Annotated in this window: 17 protein-coding genes; 8 read left to right on the forward strand and 9 right to left on the reverse strand. The window is 72.4% G+C overall.

The annotated features are described in order from the left end of the window. Window positions 1-395: 395 nt before the first annotated feature. Complete coding sequence (locus tag ABD284_RS07585; protein WP_344141807.1) at window positions 396-920, forward strand: lytic polysaccharide monooxygenase auxiliary activity family 9 protein; 525 nt, start codon at window positions 396-398, stop codon at window positions 918-920. A 248-nt stretch (window positions 921-1,168) separates the two neighbouring features. On the opposite strand, the gene ABD284_RS07590 is transcribed toward ABD284_RS07585, so the two are convergent. The 4 genes from ABD284_RS07590 to ABD284_RS07605 all read right to left on the reverse strand — a co-directional run bounded on the left by ABD284_RS07590 (window position 1,169) and on the right by ABD284_RS07605 (window position 5,270). Then, window positions 1,169-1,708: a DinB family protein gene (locus ABD284_RS07590; protein ID WP_386698922.1), complete on the reverse strand. Its 540-nt coding sequence runs from the start codon at window positions 1,706-1,708 to the stop codon at window positions 1,169-1,171. 200 nt (window positions 1,709-1,908) lie between these two features. After that, window positions 1,909-3,138: a right-handed parallel beta-helix repeat-containing protein gene (locus tag ABD284_RS07595; protein WP_344141808.1), complete on the reverse strand. Its 1,230-nt coding sequence runs from the start codon at window positions 3,136-3,138 to the stop codon at window positions 1,909-1,911. A 294-nt stretch (window positions 3,139-3,432) separates the two neighbouring features. Further along, window positions 3,433-4,182, reverse strand: coding sequence for a L,D-transpeptidase family protein (locus ABD284_RS07600; RefSeq protein WP_344141809.1), 750 nt, complete (start codon window positions 4,180-4,182; stop codon window positions 3,433-3,435). Window positions 4,183-4,379: 197 nt separating this feature from the next. Beyond that, window positions 4,380-5,270 carry an NAD(P)-dependent oxidoreductase gene (locus tag ABD284_RS07605; protein ID WP_344141811.1) on the reverse strand — a complete coding sequence of 297 codons (891 nt, stop codon included), beginning with the start codon at window positions 5,268-5,270 and terminating at the stop codon, window positions 4,380-4,382. Between the two features lie 1,134 nt (window positions 5,271-6,404). On the opposite strand from ABD284_RS07605, the gene ABD284_RS07610 reads away from it, so the two are divergent. Next, the gene (locus tag ABD284_RS07610) at window positions 6,405-6,530 is read left to right on the forward strand and encodes a hypothetical protein (protein WP_344141813.1); all 126 of its coding nucleotides are present in this window, start codon (window positions 6,405-6,407) and stop codon (window positions 6,528-6,530) included. Window positions 6,531-6,561: 31 nt separating this feature from the next. Here the strand turns inward: ABD284_RS07610 and ABD284_RS07615 are convergent, their stop codons facing one another. Then, window positions 6,562-7,338 carry a bestrophin-like domain gene (locus ABD284_RS07615; protein ID WP_344141815.1) on the reverse strand — a complete coding sequence of 259 codons (777 nt, stop codon included), beginning with the start codon at window positions 7,336-7,338 and terminating at the stop codon, window positions 6,562-6,564. Between the two features lie 647 nt (window positions 7,339-7,985). Between ABD284_RS07615 and ABD284_RS07620 the strand changes: the two genes are divergently transcribed. From ABD284_RS07620 to ABD284_RS07645, 6 genes are all read left to right on the forward strand, one after another. Further along, complete coding sequence (locus ABD284_RS07620) at window positions 7,986-8,996, forward strand: LacI family DNA-binding transcriptional regulator (RefSeq protein WP_386698919.1); 1,011 nt, start codon at window positions 7,986-7,988, stop codon at window positions 8,994-8,996. A 150-nt stretch (window positions 8,997-9,146) separates the two neighbouring features. Next, window positions 9,147-10,388 carry an ABC transporter substrate-binding protein gene (locus ABD284_RS07625; protein WP_344141817.1) on the forward strand — a complete coding sequence of 414 codons (1,242 nt, stop codon included), beginning with the start codon at window positions 9,147-9,149 and terminating at the stop codon, window positions 10,386-10,388. After that, on the forward strand, window positions 10,388-11,278 hold the full coding sequence (locus ABD284_RS07630) for a carbohydrate ABC transporter permease (RefSeq protein ID WP_344141818.1): 891 nt from the start codon (window positions 10,388-10,390) through the stop codon (window positions 11,276-11,278). Before ABD284_RS07625 ends, ABD284_RS07630 begins: the two co-directional genes overlap by 1 nt. 2 nt (window positions 11,279-11,280) lie before the next feature. Further along, entirely contained in the window at window positions 11,281-12,108 is an 828-nt protein-coding gene (locus tag ABD284_RS07635) for a carbohydrate ABC transporter permease (protein WP_344141819.1), read from the forward strand. A gap of 161 nt (window positions 12,109-12,269) precedes the next feature. Beyond that, window positions 12,270-14,246, forward strand: a complete 1,977-nt coding sequence (locus ABD284_RS07640; RefSeq protein WP_344141820.1) for a glycoside hydrolase family 31 protein — start codon at window positions 12,270-12,272, stop codon at window positions 14,244-14,246. Window positions 14,247-14,745: 499 nt separating this feature from the next. Continuing rightward, the gene (locus ABD284_RS07645) at window positions 14,746-17,511 is read left to right on the forward strand and encodes a glycoside hydrolase family 3 protein (RefSeq protein ID WP_386698953.1); all 2,766 of its coding nucleotides are present in this window, start codon (window positions 14,746-14,748) and stop codon (window positions 17,509-17,511) included. A 93-nt stretch (window positions 17,512-17,604) separates the two neighbouring features. Here the strand turns inward: ABD284_RS07645 and ABD284_RS07650 are convergent, their stop codons facing one another. From ABD284_RS07650 to ABD284_RS07665, 4 genes are all read right to left on the reverse strand, one after another. Further along, on the reverse strand, window positions 17,605-18,099 hold the full coding sequence (locus ABD284_RS07650; protein ID WP_344141822.1) for a type II toxin-antitoxin system VapC family toxin: 495 nt from the start codon (window positions 18,097-18,099) through the stop codon (window positions 17,605-17,607). Beyond that, window positions 18,086-18,874 carry a hypothetical protein gene (locus ABD284_RS07655; RefSeq protein WP_344141823.1) on the reverse strand — a complete coding sequence of 263 codons (789 nt, stop codon included), beginning with the start codon at window positions 18,872-18,874 and terminating at the stop codon, window positions 18,086-18,088. Before ABD284_RS07655 ends, ABD284_RS07650 begins: the two co-directional genes overlap by 14 nt. Before the next feature lie 291 nt (window positions 18,875-19,165). Then, window positions 19,166-19,729, reverse strand: a complete 564-nt coding sequence (locus tag ABD284_RS07660; protein WP_344141824.1) for a dihydrofolate reductase family protein — start codon at window positions 19,727-19,729, stop codon at window positions 19,166-19,168. Between the two features lie 321 nt (window positions 19,730-20,050). Continuing rightward, on the reverse strand, window positions 20,051-21,865 hold the full coding sequence (locus ABD284_RS07665; RefSeq protein WP_344141825.1) for a phosphoenolpyruvate carboxykinase (GTP): 1,815 nt from the start codon (window positions 21,863-21,865) through the stop codon (window positions 20,051-20,053). Window positions 21,866-22,055 lie beyond the last annotated feature (190 nt).

Raw genomic sequence — 22,055 nt, forward strand, 5'->3', positions numbered from 1 at the left:
AGGCGGCCAATTCGGTGAAATCACCTGGTGCGTCCGCGCCTTGACGGGCTGTGGCACTGCATTTAGCGTCAGGACCACTCGGTGGACATGAATTCTCCGAGGGGCCGGGTCGGCGGCCTCCGGAATTCACGGACGGCGCCGTTCGCCACCGAGTGCGGAAATTCCGCACGTCGTGGAATGCGCGCCTGCGCAGCCGAGGGGGACCGGCTCTTCCCGCGGCGGCGGCGCCCGTTCCCGCGGTCACCGGTACCCCCGGCCGGGCGCCGGACCGCGCGGAGGACCGCATCGGGTCCTCTCGCCCCGACTACCCCGCTACGGCGGCGCCCCGCCCGATCCGATGCACGGCCGCCAAGCCGGCCGCAACGGGGCGGCGCCTCCCGACACGAAGGACTTCCATGAACCTGAAGAAGGCCAGCTTCTCGACCGCGGCCGTCGCGGCCGCCACCCCGCTGCTGTTCGCGCTGCTGCCCGCGGGCGTCGCCAGCGCGCACGGCTACGTCTCCTCGCCGCCCAGCCGCCAGGCCCAGTGCGCGGCGGGGACCGTCGACTGCGGCCAGATCAAGTGGGAGCCGCAGAGCGTCGAGGGCCCCAAGGGCCTGACCAGCTGCAGCGGCGGCAACGGCCGATTCGCCGAGCTCGACGACGACAGCAAGGGGTGGGAGGTCACGCCGGTCGGCAACAGCCTCGACTTCACCTGGTCGCTGACCGCCCAGCACTCCACCGCGACGTGGCAGTACTTCATCGGCGACGACATGGTGGCCTCCTTCAACGACGGCGGAGCCCAGCCGCCGGCCACCGTCACCCACCACGTGGACCTGAGCGGCTACAGCGGCCAGCAGAAGATCCTGGCCGTGTGGAACGTCGCCGACACCGCCAACGCGTTCTACTCCTGCGTCGACGTCAACGTCGGCGCCGCCTGACCGGAACCGCCGCAGCGACGCGGCCCGCCCGGCGGACCCACGGTCCGCGGGCGGGCCGCCCGCGGCCGGGTAAATAAATCCCCGGCGGCGAATTCCCCGCGCCGGACTCCCGGTTCGCCCCCGTCCTGGAAATCACGCGACGATTCCGCTCCGCAGTCCGGATTCCGAAGGGCGAACAGCTCCCCCTGTCGGCATTCCCAATCCATTCGCGACCGGCATTCCACGCCCCTGACCGGGAGATTCGCGACTCACATTCCAGTACTTCCGTCCAACCGTTCCCGCAGCAGATCGGCGTGCCCGTTGTGCCGGGCGTATTCGGCGATCATGTGCACCAGGACGGCGCGCAGGGAGACGGGGGTCCCGGTACGCCTGCGGATCCCGGTGCGCTTCAGTGGCGCCGCCGCGACGATCCGGCGGGAGGCGTCGACCTCGTCCCGCCACTCGGCCAGCGCATCGGCCGGGTCGCCGCCGGTGCCGTGGAAGTCGAGGTCGGGATCGTCGTCGCTGTAGTGAAGCAGCGGGACGTCCTCGCCGGCGAACTGGATGCGGAACCACCAGCGCTCGACGCCCGCCAGATGGCGCAGCAGCCCGTGCAGCGACAGCTCCGACGGCGGCACGGCGCGTTCGGACATCCGCTCGGGACCCAGACCCGCGCACTTGAGCTCCAGGGTGCGGCGGTGCCAGTCGAGGAACGCCGTGAGCGTCTCGCGCTCGCCGCCCGTTCCGAGGGGCTCGGTACGCGGGTCGCCGGCCAGGCGCGGCGCGTAGGACTGGGGGTCGTCGGCCACTGCGGACTCCTCACACTCGGCTCCGCCGCGCGGCTGCGGCGACGGAGGTCGAGGGAGAGCCTGGCACGCTCCGGTGACGGGCGCAGGGCGGCGGCGGCCGCGCCGCCGGGAAGCGCGTCCGGGTCGGGCGCAGCGGGGCCGCACCCGGCCCGGACGCGGGTCCGCGGGTCCGCGGGTCCGCGGGTCCGCGGGTCCGCGGGTCAGCAGACGTTGCGGCCGCTGTTGACGAATGTGTTGTTTCGGACAGTGATGTCTTCGCCGCAGGGGTTCTCGTTGATCGCAGAGTCGGTGACCGTGAGGTTCTGCAGCGTGATGTCGCGCGAGACGGGGAACTCGCCGCGGGAGGCGATGCGGATGTCGCCCGGCCCGGAGACCGACCCCGACTCGGCGGCGATCGTGACGTTGTAGCAGTTCTCCAGCAGCATCGCGTTGCTGCCGGTGCCGGCGATGTCGACCCGGTCGACCACGGCGCCGCCGCTCTCGGACACGCAGAACAGGCCGCGTCCGCCGCCGCGGGCGATGACCTCCTCCACGTGGATGTTCGTCGGGTAGGAGTCGCCGATGCGGCCGTTGCGGTTGGCCATGCGGAAGGCCGCGTATCCGGTGCCGGTGCCGGTGCCCTCGCCGTCGACGGTGCCGACCTCGGCGTTGGTGGTGTCGTTGAGCAGCAGCCCGGAGTAGGCGGTGTCGCGGGCGACGACGGTGCCGATGTCGAGCCCGTCGACTCCGTAGGTCTCGACACCGTGGTTGTCGGTGCCCGAGACGTAGACGTCGTCGATGGTGACGTTGCGGGTGGGCTCGCTGCGGTCGCCGTGGTTGTCGATGCGGATACCGAGCCCGCCGGAGAGCCGCAGGTCGATCCGGCCGAGGTGGATGTTCTCGCCGTTGCGGACGAAGATCCCGAAGTAGGGGGCGCCGGTGACGCTGAGGTGCGGGACCGCGACGTCGTGGACGCCGCGGGCGCGCACGACCGCGTTGTCGCCCCTCGGGGCGCCGGTCACGTCGATGGTGCCGCAGACCTCCAGGGAGGTGTGGCTGGGCAGGTCCAGGGACTCGCCGGCGCCCATCGAGCCGGAGCCGCGCACGACGACGCTCTCCGTCGAGTTCCGGCCGGACGTCAGGCTGCCGACGGCGGCGCGCATCGCCTCCAGCATGTCGCCGCCGGTGTAAACCGTTTCATCGCCGTTGCGGGAGGTCCAGGTGCCGCCGCTGAGGACCGCCTCGGCTTCGTGGGAGCCGTCGCCGCAGGCGGCCTGGGCCGCCGGGGAGTCCGCGGCGGCGGTCCGGGCTTCGGCGCCCGCCGGCTGTCCGTCGTGCGCCTGCGCGGCGCCCGCGAGCGCGAGAACGCAGGCGGCGCCCGCGCCTCCGGCGATCAGGGCGGGGCTGCGGCTGCCGGCGGCTGCGCCGGATCGTGCGCTGGGGAGTCCCATCGTTCACTCCTGTCACTGGGGGAAATGAGAAGCAGTGCCACTGCGGGACCGTTTGGTAAGCGCTTACCGGTGTCGTGAGTATGGCAACGGACACACAGGGTGGCAACCCGTCTTCGCGCAGTCGCCGAGGCCCGCGCGGGGCGACCTGCGGCGAAGGAGAGAAAACGATTCAGGCGAACCGGAGGGCCGGGCACCGCGGGTCCGCGGGAGCCCGCCCGGGGGTTCCCGGCGGGCTCCCGCGGAGAGGGGAGGGGCGGAGCGGGCCCCGGGACAGCGGGGCCGGGCCGGGGACGGTCAGCGCACGAGGACCGGCGTGCCGTTGGTGACGTGGCCGTCGGCCCACAGCCAGTCCATGGCGGGCAGGCTCACCCGCACGCAACCGTGGGAGGCCGGGTAGGGCGGCACCGAGGAGTAGCCGTGCACGGCGATGCCGCCGTTGAAGTACGCGGGTCGGTACAGCGATCCGAGCGGGCCGTCGTCCCAGCCGTCGACGCGGCGGAAGACCCCGTACTCGCCGGCGGGCGTCACCGCGACCTTGGTCTGCCCCTGAGAGGTGTAGGTCTCGCCCGATCCCGTGGAGGTGTTCAGCACGTGCCGCACCTCGCCGTCGCGGACGACCAGCAGCAGCTGGCGGTCCAGGTCGACTTCGAGGACCTCGCCCGAGGTGCTGTCCGCCTCGGGAACCGGGCCCTCGGCGAGCGCCGCCCGGGTGTCAGGGCCCACCACGCCGTCGCGGGCGATCCCCGCCGCCTTCTGGACGGCGAAGACCGCCTGGCTGGTGCGGACGTCGTACTCGCCGTCGACCGGCCCCAGCCAGTAGCCCAGCTCCTTCAGCCGCTGCTCGACCTCGCGCACCGCTGGTCCGGAGTCGCCCAGGCTGAGCAGCGGCTCCCCGGCCTGCTGGGACTCGGCCGCCGGAGGCGCCGTGGAGGGGACCGCCGCATGCGCCGTCGCGCTCCACCCGCCCGCGGCCACGGCCGCGAAGGCCAGGCAGGCCGCGATTCTTGTGCAGTGGACACGGATGCCCGACTTGTGTGCGTCCATGGGCGCCTTTTACCCGCCCCCGACCCTGCCATGACGCTGAGAACACCTCTCGGCGCTCAGGGCGCCCGGGGCCGGCGACGCCCGTGCCGGCCCGCGCGCGGCTTTCCTCGTGCTCAACCGCGTACCGCGGTCGCAAACCCGGTTTCCGCGGCCGGATCAGGCCACGCGGCGCGCTCACCGGGCGGGGGCGCCGTCGGCTACTCCGGCGGGAAGGCGGCGAAGTAGCCCGCCGCCATGTCCTCGTCGCCGTGGCCGGACTCCGCGGCGCGGAGCAGCCGGTTCTCCGACGCGGCGGCGAGGTCCGCGCGCAGGCCCGCGTTCTCGGCCGCTTCGCGGACCAGTCGGGCGTCCTTGGCCGCGTTGGCGACCGAGAAGCTGGGCGTGTAGTCGCCGGCGAGCACGGCCTCGGCCTTGGCGTGCAGGTAGCCGTTGTCCAGCGGGCCGCCCGAGACCAGGTCGAGGAAGGCGCGCGGGTCCACTCCCAGTCCCTCGGCGAGTGCGACCGCCTCTCCCGTGGCCGAGTTCAGCGCCAGTACCCAACTGTTGACGACCAGCTTCAACCGGCTCGCGTGGCCGACCCGGCCCGCCTCCACGGTGCGCGAACCGACGGCGTCGAACACGGGCGCGGCGCGGCGGCGCGCCCGCTCCGGGCCCGCGGCCAGGACCGTGAGCGCCCCCTGCTCGGCGGGTGCGCGGGTGCCCAGCACCGGTGCGTCGAGGAACTCCAGCTCCAGCTTCGCGGCCTGCGCGGCCAGGCGGTCGGTGGCCGCCGTGCCGACGGTCGTGGTCTGCGCCCAGACCGCGCCCCGGGGCGGCGCGAGACCCGACATCACGGACTCGACCGCGTCGCCGTCGGTGAGCATCGTGACGATCACGTCGGCGTCGGCGACGGCTTCGTCCGGACTGCCGGCGACGGTGCAGCCGTGCTCCGCCAGCGGCCGGGCCTTGGCTGCGGTGCGGTTCCACACCCGCACCGCCAGACCCGCGGCCGCGATGTTGCGCGCCATGGGCGCGCCCATGATCCCGGTGCCCAGCACGGCGACGCGGGGATTCTCGGTCGGGGGTGTCGAAGACTCGGTTGCGTCCATGGGAGCGTGCTACCCGCGCGCGGGCCCGGCATCCCGCGAGGACGGGCCCCGGCACACGCGCACGGACCGCACGGCTCGCACGGCCGGACCTGGCCCCCCGGTCCGGCGCCGAGGCGATCCGTCCGCGTGCCGGTCCCGCCGCCCGGGCGGAGACGGGTATCGGACCGGCGCGGACGGACCTGTGGAACACCGGACCGCGGACCCCGACTTCATCCGGTTCCGGTTCGGCGTGAACCGCACTAACGAGAAGCCGGATCATCGAGGCACGGCCGGGCGGAAGTGGGCGCCGCACGCGCGGACCGCCGACGCCCTCTCACTCTGTGTTACAAGAAGGACGACCAGCCGATCCCTGATCCCGCCCGAGTCGCCCGGAGGAGTCCCCCGCCCATGGACCGAGGACGCACCGGAACCGGCCGCACGCGGTTGTGCGCGTGGGCGCTGGCCGCCTTCGCGGCCGAGTACACGCTCTGCGGCGGGACCGCCCACGCCGCGGGGCCGCCGGCGGACGGTTCCGTCCCCGACGACCCCCCGGCCCCTCCCGCTGCCGAGTCGCCGCAGGGCCGGACGGGCGGCGGGGAGCCTCCCGTCTCGGACACCCCCGCGGAGGCGCCGGCCGCGCCCGAACCGCAGGGGCCGCCGGAGCCGCTCGGCGCACCGCACCGCCCCGGACCGCCGGATGCGCCCGGCGCCCCGCAGCCTCCCGCGCCCGCTCCGGTTGCCCCCTCCGGGCCGTGGGGGCGGCCGGTGGTGCCCGAGTGCCCCGACATGCCGGGGCCGCCGTACTGGACGGACTGGCCGGGCCCGGTGGACTGCGCGGAGGAGCCTCCGCCGCCGGAGCCCACCGTGCCTCCCGCGCTGCCCGAGCCGTCCGGCGCCGCGCCGTCGCCTGCTCCGCCGGGGCCCGCCGATCCGCGGGTCCCGCCCGAAGCGCGGCGGTCCCCCGAGCCCGGCGGCGACCCGGGCTCCGAGCCGGCGGACGCCCGGCCGACGGACGCCGCTCCCCCGGAGCCCGCTTCGGAGCCCGCACCGGCGGCCGCGCGCTCGGCCGCCGCCCGGCCGCCGCGCTCGGCCGCGCCGCCTGACCTCGCTGAGCCGTCGCCCCCTCAGCCGCACCGTTCCGAGGAGGCCCTTCCGGTGGGGGCGCCGCTGTTCGAGTCGGGGGAGGGCAGCGGGCCCGGTGGGTTCGAACCGATGCACATCATGGTCTTCGCCGTGCTGATCGCCGTGACGGGCGCCGTGGGTTCCTCCGCCCGCCGCTGACCCCGGGCCCGGGGAAAGCGCGCGCGGTAGCTCAAGCCCCCGCCGACGCCGCGTCAACACGGCCGAACTCCACCAGGGTGTCCTCGAAGGCCCCCGAGTCGGTCGCCAGCACGCCCGAGTAGGGGTTGTCCAGCAGGAGCAGCAGCACGAGGGTCGCTCCCACGAACCCCAGGTTCACCAGGGCCCAGAAGAGCCGGGACCGCGACCGCCGGACCTGCATGCAGAAGGGCAGTACCGCCACCACCAGGCCGCTCACGGCGGCGGCCAGGGTCACGAAGCGGGGGATGGTGTCGGCGGCGGAGTCGGCCCGCTTCACGCGTGCCTCGACGAGCTCGGTGACGTTCTGCCGGGCATGCATGTTCTGCAGGGCCGCGGCGGGCTCGTCGCCCGGAACCTCGTCGACGCTGACGCGCAGCCGGTCCAGCGCGTCCGAGGCGCTCTCGGACAGCTCGCGGCGCTCCCGCATCGCCGGCCAGTCCTCGCGGACGACCGCGCGGACGTAGCCGCGCACGTCGGCGCGCACCCGGGCGCCGTGCTCATCGGGGAACGCGGCGGTGTTCCAGTACAGCGCGGTGGCGTAGCCGGCCTCCTCGACGGCGTCCTCCGCCGCGCCGTGGTTGTTCTCCCAGCCGATGACCAGGCCCATCGCCAGGGCGATGAGGTAGAGGGACAGCACGCACGGCGCGATGAGGGTGCCGATGGGCCCGTCGGAGTCGTCGCGGGAGACGGCGAACTTCCGCGCCACCACGATCCCCGCGATCAGGAGCAGGGCGAGGACGGCGAAGACCACGATGAGGCTGACGGTCATGGTTCTCCTACGAGGGCTGCCGGGGGTCGGGAAGGGCGGCGCGCGGCCGGGGGCGGCGCGGCTCGCTCGCGATTGTCCACGTCGGGCCGGATGCCGGCGGAACGGCGGAACCGCGCGCCCCCTTCCGCGATCCGCGATCCGGACACCGTCCGGCCCTCGTTTTCCGCGCGCTCGAACGGCGGTACCTTGCGGAACACGATCGGAGTTTCGGTTCGCGGGCACATGCGGACGCGCGGCCGCCCGCTCCACCCGCTGGCAGGCCCTGCTCGTCCCGGAGTCCGGCGGACGCGACCTGGCCACCAGGTCCGCCCCGCATACGCCGCCGATCCCCGCATCTCCGTTCACAGCCGACCAGTCGCCGCGATTCACCGCATTTCGCGGCCATGACACGGACGCGGACTCAACGGAGAACCGGTCGGCGCGCAAGGGCGGCGGCTCCCGCCCGCGAACCACGCGCGCTGTTCGCCCGATTCCGCCCTTCCGGCACCGCGGCCGCCGACGGAGACGCACGGCGGTCCCCCTCCGCCCACCACGGCCGGGCCGGGGCGTCCGGGCCGGCGCACCGGCGGGCAGCACCCCCATTGCACGCCACGTGTGATGCGCGTAACATCCGCTTGGTCGAAGCGGTTCGACTCAAGGAGGCAGGCGTGCGCATATCCGACGTCGCCCGGCATGCCGGGGTGTCGCCCAGCACCGTCTCCTACGTGCTCAGCGGCAAGCGGTCGATCTCCCCGGCCACCCGCCGGAGGGTGCTGGAGAGCATCGACGTCCTCGGCTACCAGCCGCACGCCGGCGCCCGCGCCCTGGCCAGCAACCGCTCGAACGTGATCGCCCTGGTGGTTCCGCTGCGCCCGGGCATCCACGTGCCGGTGGCCATGCAGTTCGCGGTCTCGGTGGTCACCAGCGCCCGCGACCGCGAGCACGACGTCCTGCTGCTCACCCAGGCCGAGGGCGAGAGCGGGCTGCGCCGCGTCGCCGGAACGTCGATGGTCGACGGCATCATCGTCATGGACGTCGAGGTCGACGACGCCCGCATCCCCACCCTGCGCTCGCTGTCCCACCCTTCCGTACTCATCGGTGTTCCCGCCGACACCGAGGGCCTGACCTGCGTCGACCTCGACTTCGAAGCCGCCGGGCGCGCGTGTGTGGCACACCTCGCCGCGCTGGGCCACCGCGAGATCGCGCTGGTCGGCCAGCCCCCCTCGGTCTACGAGCGCCGCACCGGCTTCGCCGAGCGCACGGTCGCCGGCTTCCGGGCCGAGGCGCACGAGCGCGGCGTCGAGACCACCGTGGTGCCCTGCGACGCCGCACCGGCCGCGGTGGCCGCCTCCGTCACCGGGCTGCTGGACGAGCGCCCCGGTGTCACGGGACTCGTCGTGCACAACGAGCCGGCCGTGGCGCCGCTGCTCGACGCCGTGCGCGGCCTGGGCCGCGAGGTCCCCGCCGACCTGTCCGTCGTGGCCATCGCGCCCGACGACATCGCGACCGAGACCTCGCCGCCGCTGACCTCGGTGAGCCTGCCCGCCGAAGAGGTGGGCGGGCGCGCCGTCTCCCTGCTCATGGACAAGCTCGACGACTTCGGGCCCCCGGAAGTGACGCTGCTTCCGCCGCGCCTCGTGCCGCGGGCGAGCGCCGCCGCTCGACCCGCCCTGCCCTGAACCTTCCCCTACCCCGTTCCTCCCTCGCACCAGGCCTTCCGTCCCCGTCCCCACCGGCCGTCGGCCGCCCGTGCGCGGCCGCACCGTCCCCGTTCTCGTTCCCGTCCGTCAGCGCAATCGAAGCGCTTCGACACGCGCAAGGAGCGCCCCATGCCATCAGCACCGACCGGCCGCCGCCCGCACCTCCTGCGCGGCTCCTGCGCCGTGGCCGCCGCCGGCCTGCTCACCCTGACCTCGGCCTGCGCTGGCGGAGGAGGCGAAGAGGAGGTCACCTCGCTCACCGCAATGGACTACAACCTCGCCGAACCGCAGAACGGCACCACCCAGAAGATGCTCGACGAGTGCGGCCGGCAGGCCGGGGTCGAGATCAAGCGCGACGCCCAGCCCCGCGACCAGCTCATGCCGCGGCTGCTGCAGAGCGCCTCGCAGCAGAAGCTGCCCGACCTGATGCTCCTGGACAATCCCAACCTCCCCCAGATGGCGGCCACGGGCGCGCTGCTGCCGCTCGACGAGGCGGGTTTCGACACCGACGGCTACTACCCCAGCGTGCTGGAGGTCGGCACGCACGAGGACACCCTCTACGGCATCGCCCCCGGCGTGAACGGACTCGCGCTGTTCACCAACACCGCCATGCTCGACGAGGCCGGCGTCGAGCCGCCGCGGACCTGGAAGGAGCTGCGCGACACCGCCGGCGAGCTCACCCGGGGCGAGACCAAGGGCCTCGCGTTCTCGGCCATCGGGCACGAGGAGGGCACCTGGACCTTCGAGCCGTTCCTGTGGAGCAACGGGGCGACACTCACCGAACTGGACTCGCCTGAGGCGGTCGAGGCGCTGGAGCTGTGGTCGGACCTGGTCGAGGAGGGCTCGGTCTCGCAGTCGGCGGTCAACTGGTCGCAAGCCGACGTCAACGACCAGTTCCTCGGCGAGCGCGCCGCCATGATGATCAACGGCTCCTGGCAGCTCCCGGTGCTCGACGAGGAGGGCGCCGAGTACGACGTCGTCCCGCTGCCCGTGCCCGAGGCGGGCGCGGCCCCCGCCACTCCCATGGGCGGCGAGGTCTGGGCCGTCGCGCGCAACGGCGGTGAGCGCGAGAAGAAGTCCATCGAGGTGCTGCAGTGCCTGCTCAGCGACGAGAACATGCGCGAGTGGGCCGAGCTGAACGCCTATGTGCCCGCCAAGGAGGAGGCGGCCCGCCAGCTCGCCGAGGACGACCCGCAGATGGCGCCGTTCGTGGAGTCGGTGCCCACCGCCCGCTCGCGCACCGCCCGGCTGGGCGAGGACTACCCCGATGTCTCCGCCGCCATCGCCGACGCCGTGCAGGAGGCGCTGGCCGGATCGGGCTCGGCCGAGGACGCGCTGGCCAAGGCGCAGAAGTCGGTCCCGGAGTCCTGATGCTCGCCCGGGTCGGCTTCCTCGCGCCCATCGTCTGCTACCTGGCCGTCTTCTTCGGCTACCCGCTGGCCGCCAACTTCACCATGGCGCTGCGGGAGTACTCCGCCGCGTCGTTCTACACCGGCGAGGCCCCGTTCGTCGGCCTCGCGAACTACGCGGCGGTGCTGAGCGACCCGGTCTTCGGCACGGCGATGGCCAACACCGCCGTGTTCACCGCCGCCTCGCTGGCGTTCCAGTTCGGCATCGGGCTGGCGCTGGCGGTGTTCTTCCAGCGGCACTTCCCGTTGAACGGGGTCCTGCGCTCGCTGCTGCTGATCCCGTGGCTGCTGCCGCTGGTCGTCTCGGGAACGGTGTGGCGCTGGATCTTCGACCAGGAGTACGGGGTTCTGAACCAGACCCTGCTGGGCCTGGGGGTGATCGACTCCGCGGTGCCCTGGCTGTCGAGCACGGCGATGGCGCTGCCGTCGGTGACGGTCGCCAACATCTGGGTCGGCATCCCGTTCAACATGGTCATCCTCTACGGCGGGCTGCAGGGCATCCCCACTCAGCTGTACGAGGCGGCGGCCCTGGACGGCGCTGGGCCGTGGCAGCGCTTCCGGCACGTCACCTGGCCGCTGCTGCGCCCGGTGAGCGCGGTGGTGCTGATGCTCGGGCTCGTCTACACGCTGAAGGTCTTCGACGTGATCATGGTCCTCACCCAGGGCGGTCCGGCCAACGCCACCCAGACCCTGACGACCTGGTCCTACTCGCTGTCCTTCGGCGAGCTGGACTTCGGCCTCGGCGCGGCCGTGGGCAACCTGCTGATCCTCATCGCGCTGGTGTTCGCCGTGTTCTACCTGCGCGGGCTGCGCACGAGCGGAGCGGCGCCGGGGACGAAGGGAGGGAGGTAGCCGTGGCCGTACACAGGAGGGTGCGCACCGCCTTCACCACCGTCGCGGCGCTGGTGATCGTCGGGGTGCTGCTGTTCCCGCTGTACTGGATGGTCAACGCCTCGTTCCAGCCGGCCACCGGCCTGCTGGAGACCCCGCCGCGCTGGTTCCCGGTCGGCGGGACGCTGGACGGCTACCGCCAGGCCGTCGAGAGCCAGGGGCGCCCGCTGCTGAACAGCATGATCGTGGCGGCGGGCACCGTGGCGCTGACCCTGGCGCTGTCGGTGCCGGCGGCCTACGCGCTGAGCCGGTTCCGCGTGCGCGGGGCCGGCGTGCTGCTGTTCGCGCTGCTGCTGGTGCAGATGGTGCCCGGCATCGTGATGGCCAACTCGCTGTACGCGGTGATGAACCAGACCGGTCTGCTGAGCACCTACGCGGCGCTGATCCTGGCCGACTCGACGGTCGCGGTTCCCTTCGCCGTGCTGATCCTGCGGGCGTTCATGGCCACCATCCCCGCCGAGCTGGGCGAGGCGGCCATGGTCGACGGCGCCGGGCACGGGCGCGTGCTGTGGTCGGTGGTGCTGCCCGTGAGCCGCAACGCGATGATCACCGCGGCCCTGTTCGCGTTCCTGTTCGCCTGGGCGGACTTCCTGTTCGCGGTGACGCTGAACGCCGACGACTCCGTCATGCCGGTGACGGTCGGCATCTACCGCTTCATCGGCGCCCACACCGCCGACTGGAACGGGGTCATGGCGACCGGCGTGATCGCCTCGGTGCCCGCTGCGGTCCTGCTCGTCGTCGCCCAGCGCTACGTCGCCGCCGGGGTCACCGGCGGCGCCCTCAAGGACTGACAACCGCCCGCTGTGCCGCGCCGGCAGCCCGCTCCTGCGGCACCGGCGCGGCACAGCCCGACCCGCGACCCCGAATCGGCCCATCCACCGCCGCCCCGCCGCGGGAGCCGGGGCGACTCCCGCCGGACGCGACCGCGCCGGCTGAGCAGGAAGGACTACGCGTGCTGCACGAGATCGACGGCGGCATCGAATGGCACGGCGGCCACCAGGTCGTGCGCGTCGAACCCTGGGGCGCCGACAGCGTCCGGGTGCGGGCCGGGCTCCACCGGCTGCGCTGGGACATCCCCGGCGCCCTGGGCGAGCGCCCCGGCACCGACGCCAAGACCGGCATCGAGGGCGGCACCGCCCGGCTGGCCAACGGCGAGATCACCGCCGAGGTCGGCGACGACGGGATGCTGCGGTTCCTGCGCACCTCGTCGCAGGCCGAGCTGCTCGCCGAGCAGCGGGCGCACTTCTGGTGGCCGGGGCCGCGCGCCTACACCTCCACCGGCAACGGCTACTACCGCATCGAGCAGCGCTTCGCCGCCTACGAGGGCGAGCGGGTCTTCGGGCTCGGCCAGCACACCCACGGCCTGTTCGACCAGAAGGGCGCGGTCGTCGACCTCGTGCAGCGCAACGCCGAGGTGTCCATCCCGTTCCTGGTCTCATCGCGCGGCTACGGGCTGCTGTGGAACAGCCCCGCGGTGGGCCGGGTCGAACTGGCGGGCAACGGCACCCGCTGGGTCTCCGACAGCGCCCGCCAGATCGACTACTGGGTCACCGCCGGACCCGACCCGGCGTCGGTCATGGCCAACTACGCCGACGCGACCGGGCACGCGCCGATGCTGCCGGAGTGGGCGTCGGGGTTCTGGCAGTGCCGGCTGCGCTACCGGACCCAGGACGAGCTGATGGAGGTGGCGCGCGAGCACCGAAGGCGCGGGCTACCGCTGGCGGTGATCGTCGCCGACTTCTTCCACTGGACCCATCTGGGCGACTGGCGGTTCGACCCGCTGGAGTGGCCCGACCCCGCGGGCATGGTCCGCGAGCTGCGGGAGATGGGCACCGAGCTGATGGTGTCGGTGTGGCCCTCGGTCAGCCCCCTGTCGGAGAACTTCGCCGAGATGCAGCGTCGCGGGCTCCTGGTCGCCACCGAGCAGGGGCCGCCGGTGCACGCCGACTGGGCCGACAAGGGCGTCGAGGGCAAGGTGCAGGTCTCGTTCTACGACGCCACCAACCCCGAGGCGCGCGCGTTCGTCTGGGACAAGGTGCGGCGCAACTACCTCGACCTGGGGGTGCGGGTCTGGTGGCTGGACGGGTGCGAACCCGAGATCAAGCCCGGCCACCAGCACAATCTGCACTACAGCGCCGGGCCGGGCGACGAGGTCGCCAACATCTATCCGGCCGAGCACGCGCGCGGGTTCTACGAGGGGATGCGCGCGGCCGGGGAGGCCGAAGTGGTGACGCTGTGCCGCTCGGCGTGGGCGGGCAGCCAGCGCTACGGGGCCGCGCTGTGGTCGGGCGACATCCCCGCGACGTTCGCGTCGCTGCGCACGCAGATCCGCGCGGGGCTGAACGTGGCGATGTCGGGCATCCCGTGGTGGACCACCGACATCGGCGGGTTCCACGGCGGCGACCAGGACTCGCCGGAGTACCGGGAACTGCTGGTGCGCTGGTTCCAGTACGGGGTGTTCTGCCCGCTGCTGCGACTGCACGGGTTCCGCGAGCCCTTCGTCGACCGCCTGCATCCGCAGATGACGGGCGGCCCGAACGAGGTGTGGTCCTACGGCGAGGAGGTCTACGAGCGCCTGCGCGACCTGCTGTTCCTGCGCGAGCGGCTGCGGCCCTACGTCATGGAGCGGATGCGCGCCGCCCACGAGACCGGCATGCCGCCGATGCGCCCGCTGTTCGTGGACTTCCCAGCCGACGAGCGCGCCTGGGACGTCGGCGACGCGTTCATGTTCGGCCCCGACCTGCTGGTGGCGCCGGTGGCCGAGTACGGGGCGCGCGAACGCGAGGTGTACCTGCCGGAGGGCACGCGCTGGCGCGACCCCTACAGCGGTGACGTGCTCCCCGGGGGCGCCGTGGCGCGCCTGCCCGCTCCACTGGAGCGCGCGCCGGTGCTGGTGCGCGAGGGCGCCTCGGTGCCCGTGGCCGGCTGACCCCTGATCCCGCGGCCGACCGCTTCGGCGGTGGGCCGAACGGGGCGCGCGGCCGCCGACCTCCTCCGGCGGCCGCGCGCACGACACTCGGGCCGACCGAGCGCGGACCGCGCGCCGGACGCCTACCGCGCCGCGCACGACCCGCCCGGATCCGCCCGGACCCGCAGGACCCGAGAAGAACGGCGCACCGAACGACGCCGGAACCACCACGACCGGAACCACGACGAAGCGAGGTAGCACGGTGAAACCGAGCATCCCCCCGCCGCCCCCGACCTCAGCTCCACCTCCCCCGCCCGCGTCGGCCGCGGCACGCGCGGCCGCGACCGTGCGCGGCGCGCTCCGCCGCACGGCCGCGGCGGCTTTGGCGGCCGTCCTCGCGGCGGGCGCGGCCGCGTCCCCCGCCTCGGCCGACGACCTGCCCTTCCGCGATCCCGACCTGCCCGTCGACGAGCGGGTCGCCGACCTGCTCGGGCGGCTGACCCGCGACGAGAAGATCGCGATGCTGCACCAGTACCAGCCGGCCGTCCCGCGGCTGGACATCGCCGAGTTCCGCACCGGCACCGAGGCGCTGCACGGCGTCGCGTGGCTGGGCGAGGCCACCGTGTTCCCGCAGTCGGTGGGTCTGGGCGCCACGTGGGACACCGACCTGGTGAAACGCGTCGGCGACGCGACCGGCACCGAGATGCGCGGGTTCCACGCCCAGGACCCCGCGGCGCACGGGCTCAACGTGTGGGCGCCGGTGGCCGACCCCCTGCGCGATCCCCGCTGGGGGCGAAACGAGGAGGGCTACTCCGAGGACCCCGCCCTCGTCGGCGCGATGGCCACCGCCTACACCGGCGGGCTGCGCGGCGGCGACGACTTCTACCTGAAGACGGCGCCGACGCTGAAGCACTTCGCCGGCTACAACATCGAGGAGAAGCGCGACCGCATATCGGTCACCGTCCCGCCGCGGGCGCTGCACGAATACGTGTACCCGGCGTTCCGCCCGGCCGTCGAGGCCGGCAACGCCACCGGCGTGATGGCCGCCTACAACATGATCAACGGCCGGCCCGCGCACGTATCGCCGCTGCTGGAGGACGTGCGCTCCTGGTCCGACACCCCGACCATGATCGTCAGCGACGCCTACGGCCCCTCCAACGTGGCCGGCAGCCAGGACTACTACGAGACCCACGCGCAGTCGCACGCGGCGATGCTGAAGGCGGGAATCGACAGCTACACCGACCAGGGCACCGACTCCTCGCTGACGGTCGACGCGGTGGGCTCGGCCCTGGAGCAGGGGCTGATCACCGAGGCCGACATCGACCGCGCGGTGGGCCGCAGCCTGTCGGTGCGGTTCCGGTTGGGCGAGTTCGACCCGGACGCGCGCAACCCCTATGACGACATCACCGCGGAGGTCATCGACTCCCCCGAGCACCGCGAGCTCACGCGCGAGGCGGCCACCGAGCAGATGACGCTGCTGAAGAACGACGGCGCGCTGCCGCTGGACCCCGAGCGCGACAAAGATGTGGCGGTGGTCGGGCCGCTGTCCGACACGCTGTACGAGGACTGGTACAGCGGCACGATGCCCTACGAGGTCACCCCGGCGGGCGGGATCGCCGACCGGCTCGGGGACGCCGGCTCGGTCGCCACCGCCGAGGGCGCCGACCGGGTCCGGCTGACCACGCCCGACGGGGACGCGGTGACGGCCTCCTCCGCCGACGGCGGCGGCGTGCTGCGCGTGGACGGCTCCGGAGGCGAGGAGGGCGCCGACGCCCAGGCGATCAGCGTGTTCGAGTGGGGCGAAGGAGTGGTGACCCTGCGCACCGAGGCCAACGGCAGGGTCGTGGGCCTGGGCGAGGGCAACCGGCTGTACAACGACCAGGAGCAGCCCAACGGGTGGTTCGTCCAGCAGCTGTTCCGCTTCGAGGAGGTCGGCGAGGGCCGGGTCGCGCTCAAGTACGACGGCTACGACGAGTGGAACCGGAAGTACGTGTCGATCGGCGAGGACGGCGCGCTCACCGTCGACGCGGACACCCCCGAGCAGGCCGCGCACTTCGAGCTGGAGACGCTGTCCAGCGGCACCGACGAGGCGGTGCGCACGGCCTCCGGCGCCGACGCCGCGGTGGTCGTGGTGGGCAACATGCCCTTCATCAACGCGCGCGAGACCGACGACCGCGAGGACATCGCCCTGCCGAAGGCGCAGCGGGAGCTGGTCCGCGCGGTCACCGAGGCCAACCCGAACACCGTCGTCGTGCTGGAGTCCAGCTACCCGCAGGCCGTGCCGTGGGCTCAGCGGAACGCGCCGGCGGTGCTGTGGACGTCCCACGCCGGGCAGGAGACCGGGAACGCGCTGGCGTCGGTCCTCTTCGGCGACGCCAACCCGGCGGGCCGGCTGCCCCAGACCTGGTACCGGTCGGTCGACGACCTGCCGGACATGAGCAACTACGACGTCATCGACTCGGGGCACACCTACCAGTACTTCCGGGGCGATCCGCTGTACGCGTTCGGGCACGGGCTCTCCTACACCGACTTCGAGTACGGCAAGCCCGACCTGGACCACCGGCGCGTCGGCGAGGACGGCACCGTGACGGTGCGGGTCCCGGTCACCAACACCGGCGACCGCGACGGAGACGAGGTGGTGCAGCTCTACACCAGCCAGAACCGCTCGCGGGTGGAGCAGCCGGTCAAGGAGCTGCGCGACTTCGAGCGGGTGCACGTCGAGGCGGGCGAGACGGTCACCGTCCGACTGGAGATCGACGCGGCCGACCTGGCGTTCTGGGACGTCACCAGCGGGTCGATGGTCGTGGAGCGGGCGAGCCACGACGTGCTGGTCGGCTCGTCGTCGGCGGACATCCGGCGCACGGCCCGCATCAAGGTCGACGGCGAGCGCATTCCGCCCCGCGACCTGACCGGCCGGATCCGCGCGGCCGACTTCGACGGCTACTCCGCCGGCGCCGAGCTGGTCGACGAGTCCAAGGCGAAGGGCACCGCCGTCGCGGGCTCCGCGGGCGACTGGATCTCCTTCGAGGATGCGGACCTGCGCCGCCTGGCGTCCTTCACCGCCCGGACCGCCCGGGCCCAGGAGGGCGCGGCGGGCGTCGAGGTCCGCCTGGGCTCCCCGGACGGCCGCCTGCTGGGCACCGCCGAGGTGCCCAGCACCGGCGACAAGTACACCTACACCGAGGTCGCAGCCGATCTGGAACGGGTCGGCGGCAAGCACCGCGACGTGTACCTGGTGTTCACCGCAGACTTGCGCCTGAGCACGTTCTCCCTGGACAAACCCTAGAGACCCCGCCACCCCACCCACGCCGGGCCCCTCAGCCAGGGGCCCGGCCGTCCAATACACGGACCGAACGGGTTCTTTTCGCACTCAGAGGGCTCACAGCCCCAACTCGAACTCCTGCTGGCCGAGCACACGGGGTTCGCCGACCCTGACGCCCTCGACATCCTCTCCCATGGGGAAATCACGCTTGTTCCATGAGAAAAAATGACTGCACCGGGTGAGCACAGCGGAAGCAAGATGCACCGCGTCGTTCGACCTCAAACCATACTCGTGCGATATTTCTATCGCCCTGTCCACCACAAATCGATCGACCGCGACGATCTGGATTCCGGAATGTGTAAACCAATCCTTTATCTGCGTCCTTGCGCGCAGCCGGTGCGCATTCCCGACCTCCGAAGAGCGAAGCCGTCCCGCGCACCCCACCTCCGCATATATAAGTGCGGACGCGATTATCTCATAATCGCCGCGCTGCCCCTTGTCAATTACAGCGAGACTGCTGTCAAAACGCTCCGGATTACTGTCCTTCTTGCCGAGTATGACATTCAAATAGACATCGGCGTCGATGTAGATCCGGCCGCTATTCTTCTTCACGGCGCCCCCGAATCCACTCTGTGGGATCTTCGCCGCCCGTCCACCAGGGGGCTATACCCGCTATGTCGCGGATTGACATCAGAGGACGGTCTTCGAGCACTTCCAGCCGTTCGATCTGGAAGGACAGGATCTGACCGGCAGCGGTTTTTCGAACAAGCCCCCATACTGCAACGCGGCGCTTTATGTTCTCCACGACTGCCGGAAGCATACTGTCCGCGAAGGTGGCTCGAACCGACCGGTTCTGTTCCGTGTCGAAGATACTTACTTCGCGCTTGCTGCCCCGGACATCAATCCGGTCGATCTCCCCTTGGACCGCAGCGAATTCGAGATGCCGGGCAGTCAGCAACTGACGGGCGTGCCGCGCCAGGTCCAGGGTGACGGTTGCGGGGCCGGCACCAGGATCGCTGTCCTTGGAAACGAGCTCGAATCTAATGGTGTTTCCCTGTTCCACTTCTTTCGCCATCCGCAGGAGACCGCGGAGCACGTCCAATGTGAACGCGGGTGGTATACGCGCGGAATGATCCAATTCGCGCACACCATTCACGAAGAGCTCGCCGGCGAGGTCGGCACTCTGATTCTCGCCGATCGGCGCGGCGACCACGATGGCACTTCCGCTCCGGAGTTCGGTGATTCCCCACCGCGCAGCCGTACGGGCCCCACCCGACGCGCGCTCGACCTGCTGCACTAGATCGATCGCAGTCCCCGCGCTGTCGAAGAAGACAGCCGCGTCGACTGGGCCGTCGTCCCGGCTGAGAACGATCTCAAGAGCGCTCACGATCTCCTCCCCTCTGCGCGCCATCATGCCCGAGCCGTCGGATCCTGTCAGCGCAACCGGTCGGTCCAGGTCGACCTGCCGAATTCGGACGATCCTGATCCCGCACTCCACGACGTCTGCGAGCCGGTTCCGCGAGTGCCGGCACCGGTAGGGAGCTCAGCGGCGCCTTCGCCACGGTGCTGCGCGTGCGCGGCGGCCGGATCGTGCACCGCCGCGAGTACGAGAGCAGCCCCGCGACGGCGGTCGCGTGATGGGGCGGGTGAGGGGGCGGAGCGGGCGGGGCTTCCGGGGTCAGGGGTTGCGGACGTCGTAGTGCAAGAAGACCGTGCCGTTGGCGAAGCGGCGCTCGTCGCGCAGGATGAGGTCGAGGCGGACTCCGTCCGGGAGGGCGCGGTTGCCTCCGCCCACCACCGCGGGGACGAGGAACAGGTGGCACGTGTCGACCAGCCCCGCTCGAAACGCCTGGGCGGCCAGCGCGGGGCCCGAGATAGCGAGGTCGCTGCCGGACTCCGCCTTGAGCCGGCCGACGTCCTCGGGGTCGAAGCGCCGCTCGATCCGCGTCCTGGCGGTCACGGGCGCGTCGAGGGTGCTGGAGTAGACGACCTTGTCGGCGGCCTGCCAGATGCCCGCGAACTCGCGCATCTCCGGCGACTGCGCGGACAGGGAGGGATCGGTCTCCCAGCCCGTCATCATGTCGTACATGCGGCGGCCGTAGAGGTAGGTGCCGACCGGGCGCTCCAGGTCGTTCACGAACGCGTGCACCTCGGCGTCGGGCACCGCCCAGTCGAAGTTGCCCTCGGTGTCGGCGATGTAGCCGTCCAGGGACACGAGCATCGAGTAGATCAGATCGGCCACGGCGCCCTCCTCGGTCGGCCACCGCCGCGGGCGCGCGGCGGCGGTGCGGGGTTGTGCCGCGAGCCTACGGGGCGGTACCGACGAACGGGCTCAGACACGCGCCGACCGCGGTGCACCGGCGCCGCCGCCCGGCATCGACCGCCCCGCGCCGGCCCGGACCGGGGCGCGCAGGGCGCTCGCACGCCGCCGGCCGTGCCGGCGCCGCCGGCACGGCCCACCCCTGGTGCGCCCGCCGGTGCGGCGCGGCGCGGGGGCCCTGCCGGGGCGGGGGCCGGGTCCGCCTCCCGTCGCCACCCGAGAGCGGCGGACCCGGCCGCGTCCTCAGCCCAGCCGGTCGAGCAGGGCGTTGTACTGCTCCCACAGCTCGTCGGGCAGCTGGTCGCCGAAGGTCTTGAAGAACTCCGGGATCAGCGAGGCCTCCTCGCGCCAGGTCTCGGGGTCGACCGAGAGCAGGAACTCCAGCTCGGCGCGCGAGAGGTCCAGTCCGCTGGTGTCCAGGGACTCCGGCGTGGGGACGTTGCCGATCGGCGTGCGCCGCGCCTCGGCCGCGCCGTTGAGGCGCTCGACGATCCACTTCAGCACACGGCCGTTCTCGCCGAAGCCCGGCCAGACGATGCGCCCGGCGTCGTCCTTGCGGAACCAGTTGACGTAGAAGATCCGCGGCAGCTTCCGCGGGTCCGCGGTGCGCCCGACCTCCAGCCAGTGGCCGAAGTAGTCGCCCATGTTGTAGCCGCAGAACGGCAGCATGGCGAAGGGGTCGCGGCGCAGCTCGCCGACGGTGCCCTCGGCCGCGGCCGTCTTCTCCGAGGCGACGTTGGCGCCCAGGAAGACCCCGTGCCGCCAGTCGAACGACTCGTTGGCCAGCGGTACCGCGGTCGCCCGGCGCCCGCCGAAGAGGATCGCCGAGATCGGTACGCCGGCCGGGTCCTGCCATTCGGGCGCGATGGTCGGCGCCTGCCCGGCCGGAGTGGTGAAGCGGGCGTTGGGGTGCGCGGCGGGCTCGTCGGAGTCGGGCGTCCAGTCGCGGCCCTTCCAGTCCGTCAGGTGCGCGGGGGGCTCCTCGGTGAGCCCTTCCCACCACACGTCGCCGTCGTCGGTGAGCGCGACGTTGGTGAAGATGCTGTTGCCCCACAGCGCCTCGACCGCGTTGCGGTTGGTCGACACGCCGGTGCCGGGCGCGACGCCGAAGAACCCGGCCTCGGGGTTGATCGCCCGCAGCCGCCCCTCGTCGTCGAAGCGCATCCAGGCGATGTCGTCGCCCACGGTCTCGACCCGCCACCCGGGGATGGTCGGCGACAGCATCGCGAGGTTGGTCTTGCCGCACGCGCTGGGGAAGGCGGCCGCGATGTAGCGGGGCTCGCCCTGGGGCGGGGTGACCTTGAGGATGAGCATGTGCTCGGCGAGCCAGCCCTCGTCGCGCGCCATCACCGAGGCGATGCGCAGCGCGTAGCACTTCTTGCCGAGCAGCGCGTTGCCCCCGTACCCGGAGCCGAAGGACCAGATCTCACGGGTCTCGGGGAAGTGCGAGATGTACTTGGTGCTGTTGCACGGCCAGGGGACGTCCTGCTGCCCCGGCTCCAGCGGGGCGCCCACCGAGTGCACGGCTTTGACGAACGACCCGCGCTCCTCGATCAGGCGCAGCGCCTGCTCGCCCATGCGGGCCATGATGCGCATGGACACGACGACGTAGGGCGAGTCCGTGATCTCCACGCCCAGCTGGGAGATGTTGCCGCCCAGCGGCCCCATGCAGAACGGGACCACGTACATGGTGCGCCCGCGCATGCAGCCGTCGAAGACGTCGGCGAGGGTCGCCCGCATCTCGGCCGGGTCCACCCAGTTGTTGGTGGGTCCGGCGTCCTGCTCGCGCTCGGAGCAGATGAACGTGCGGTCCTCGACGCGCGCGACGTCGCCGGGATCCGACCGGCAGTAGAAGCTGTTCGGCCGCAGTCCGGGGTTGAGGCGGACGAACGTGCCCTGATCGACCAATAGACCGGTGAGGCGCTGCCACTCGGCCTCCGAGCCATCGCACCACACGACCTGGTCGGGCCGCGCCAGGTCCGCCACCTCGCGAACCCACTCGGTCAGTTCCTTGTGGCCCGTGGGGGCCACATCCGGGCCAGTCACTTGTTGCGACACAGCGGCTCCTTCGTCAGCGTCAGGTCCGCATCATCGTCGACACCCCGGCGATCAGGCCAGTTGGCCTAGACAGCAGGTTTAGACCAATGGTTCATTTTCTCGCGCTTCCCCCTCATCACCTCGGATCCGACCGCACGCGCCGACCCTTGCTGCGCGGCGGAGCGCCGCCTGTTGCGCCGCCCGGCCCCGG

The sequence above is a fragment of the Streptomonospora arabica genome (genome assembly GCF_039531585.1).
Taxonomy (GTDB): Bacteria; Actinomycetota; Actinomycetes; order Streptosporangiales; family Streptosporangiaceae; genus Streptomonospora; species Streptomonospora halophila.

Coding starts and splice junctions, on each gene's coding strand:
- ABD284_RS07585 (WP_344141807.1), top strand. CDS start 396: ATGAACCTGAAGAAGGCCAGCTTCTCGACCGCGGCCGTCGCGGCCGCC.
- ABD284_RS07595 (WP_344141808.1), bottom strand. CDS start 3,138: ATGGGACTCCCCAGCGCACGATCCGGCGCAGCCGCCGGCAGCCGCAGC.
- ABD284_RS07600 (WP_344141809.1), bottom strand. CDS start 4,182: ATGGACGCACACAAGTCGGGCATCCGTGTCCACTGCACAAGAATCGCG.
- ABD284_RS07605 (WP_344141811.1), bottom strand. CDS start 5,270: ATGGACGCAACCGAGTCTTCGACACCCCCGACCGAGAATCCCCGCGTC.
- ABD284_RS07615 (WP_344141815.1), bottom strand. CDS start 7,338: ATGACCGTCAGCCTCATCGTGGTCTTCGCCGTCCTCGCCCTGCTCCTG.
- ABD284_RS07625 (WP_344141817.1), top strand. CDS start 9,147: ATGCCATCAGCACCGACCGGCCGCCGCCCGCACCTCCTGCGCGGCTCC.
- ABD284_RS07630 (WP_344141818.1), top strand. CDS start 10,388: ATGCTCGCCCGGGTCGGCTTCCTCGCGCCCATCGTCTGCTACCTGGCC.
- ABD284_RS07645 (WP_386698953.1), top strand. CDS start 14,746: ATGCTGCACCAGTACCAGCCGGCCGTCCCGCGGCTGGACATCGCCGAG.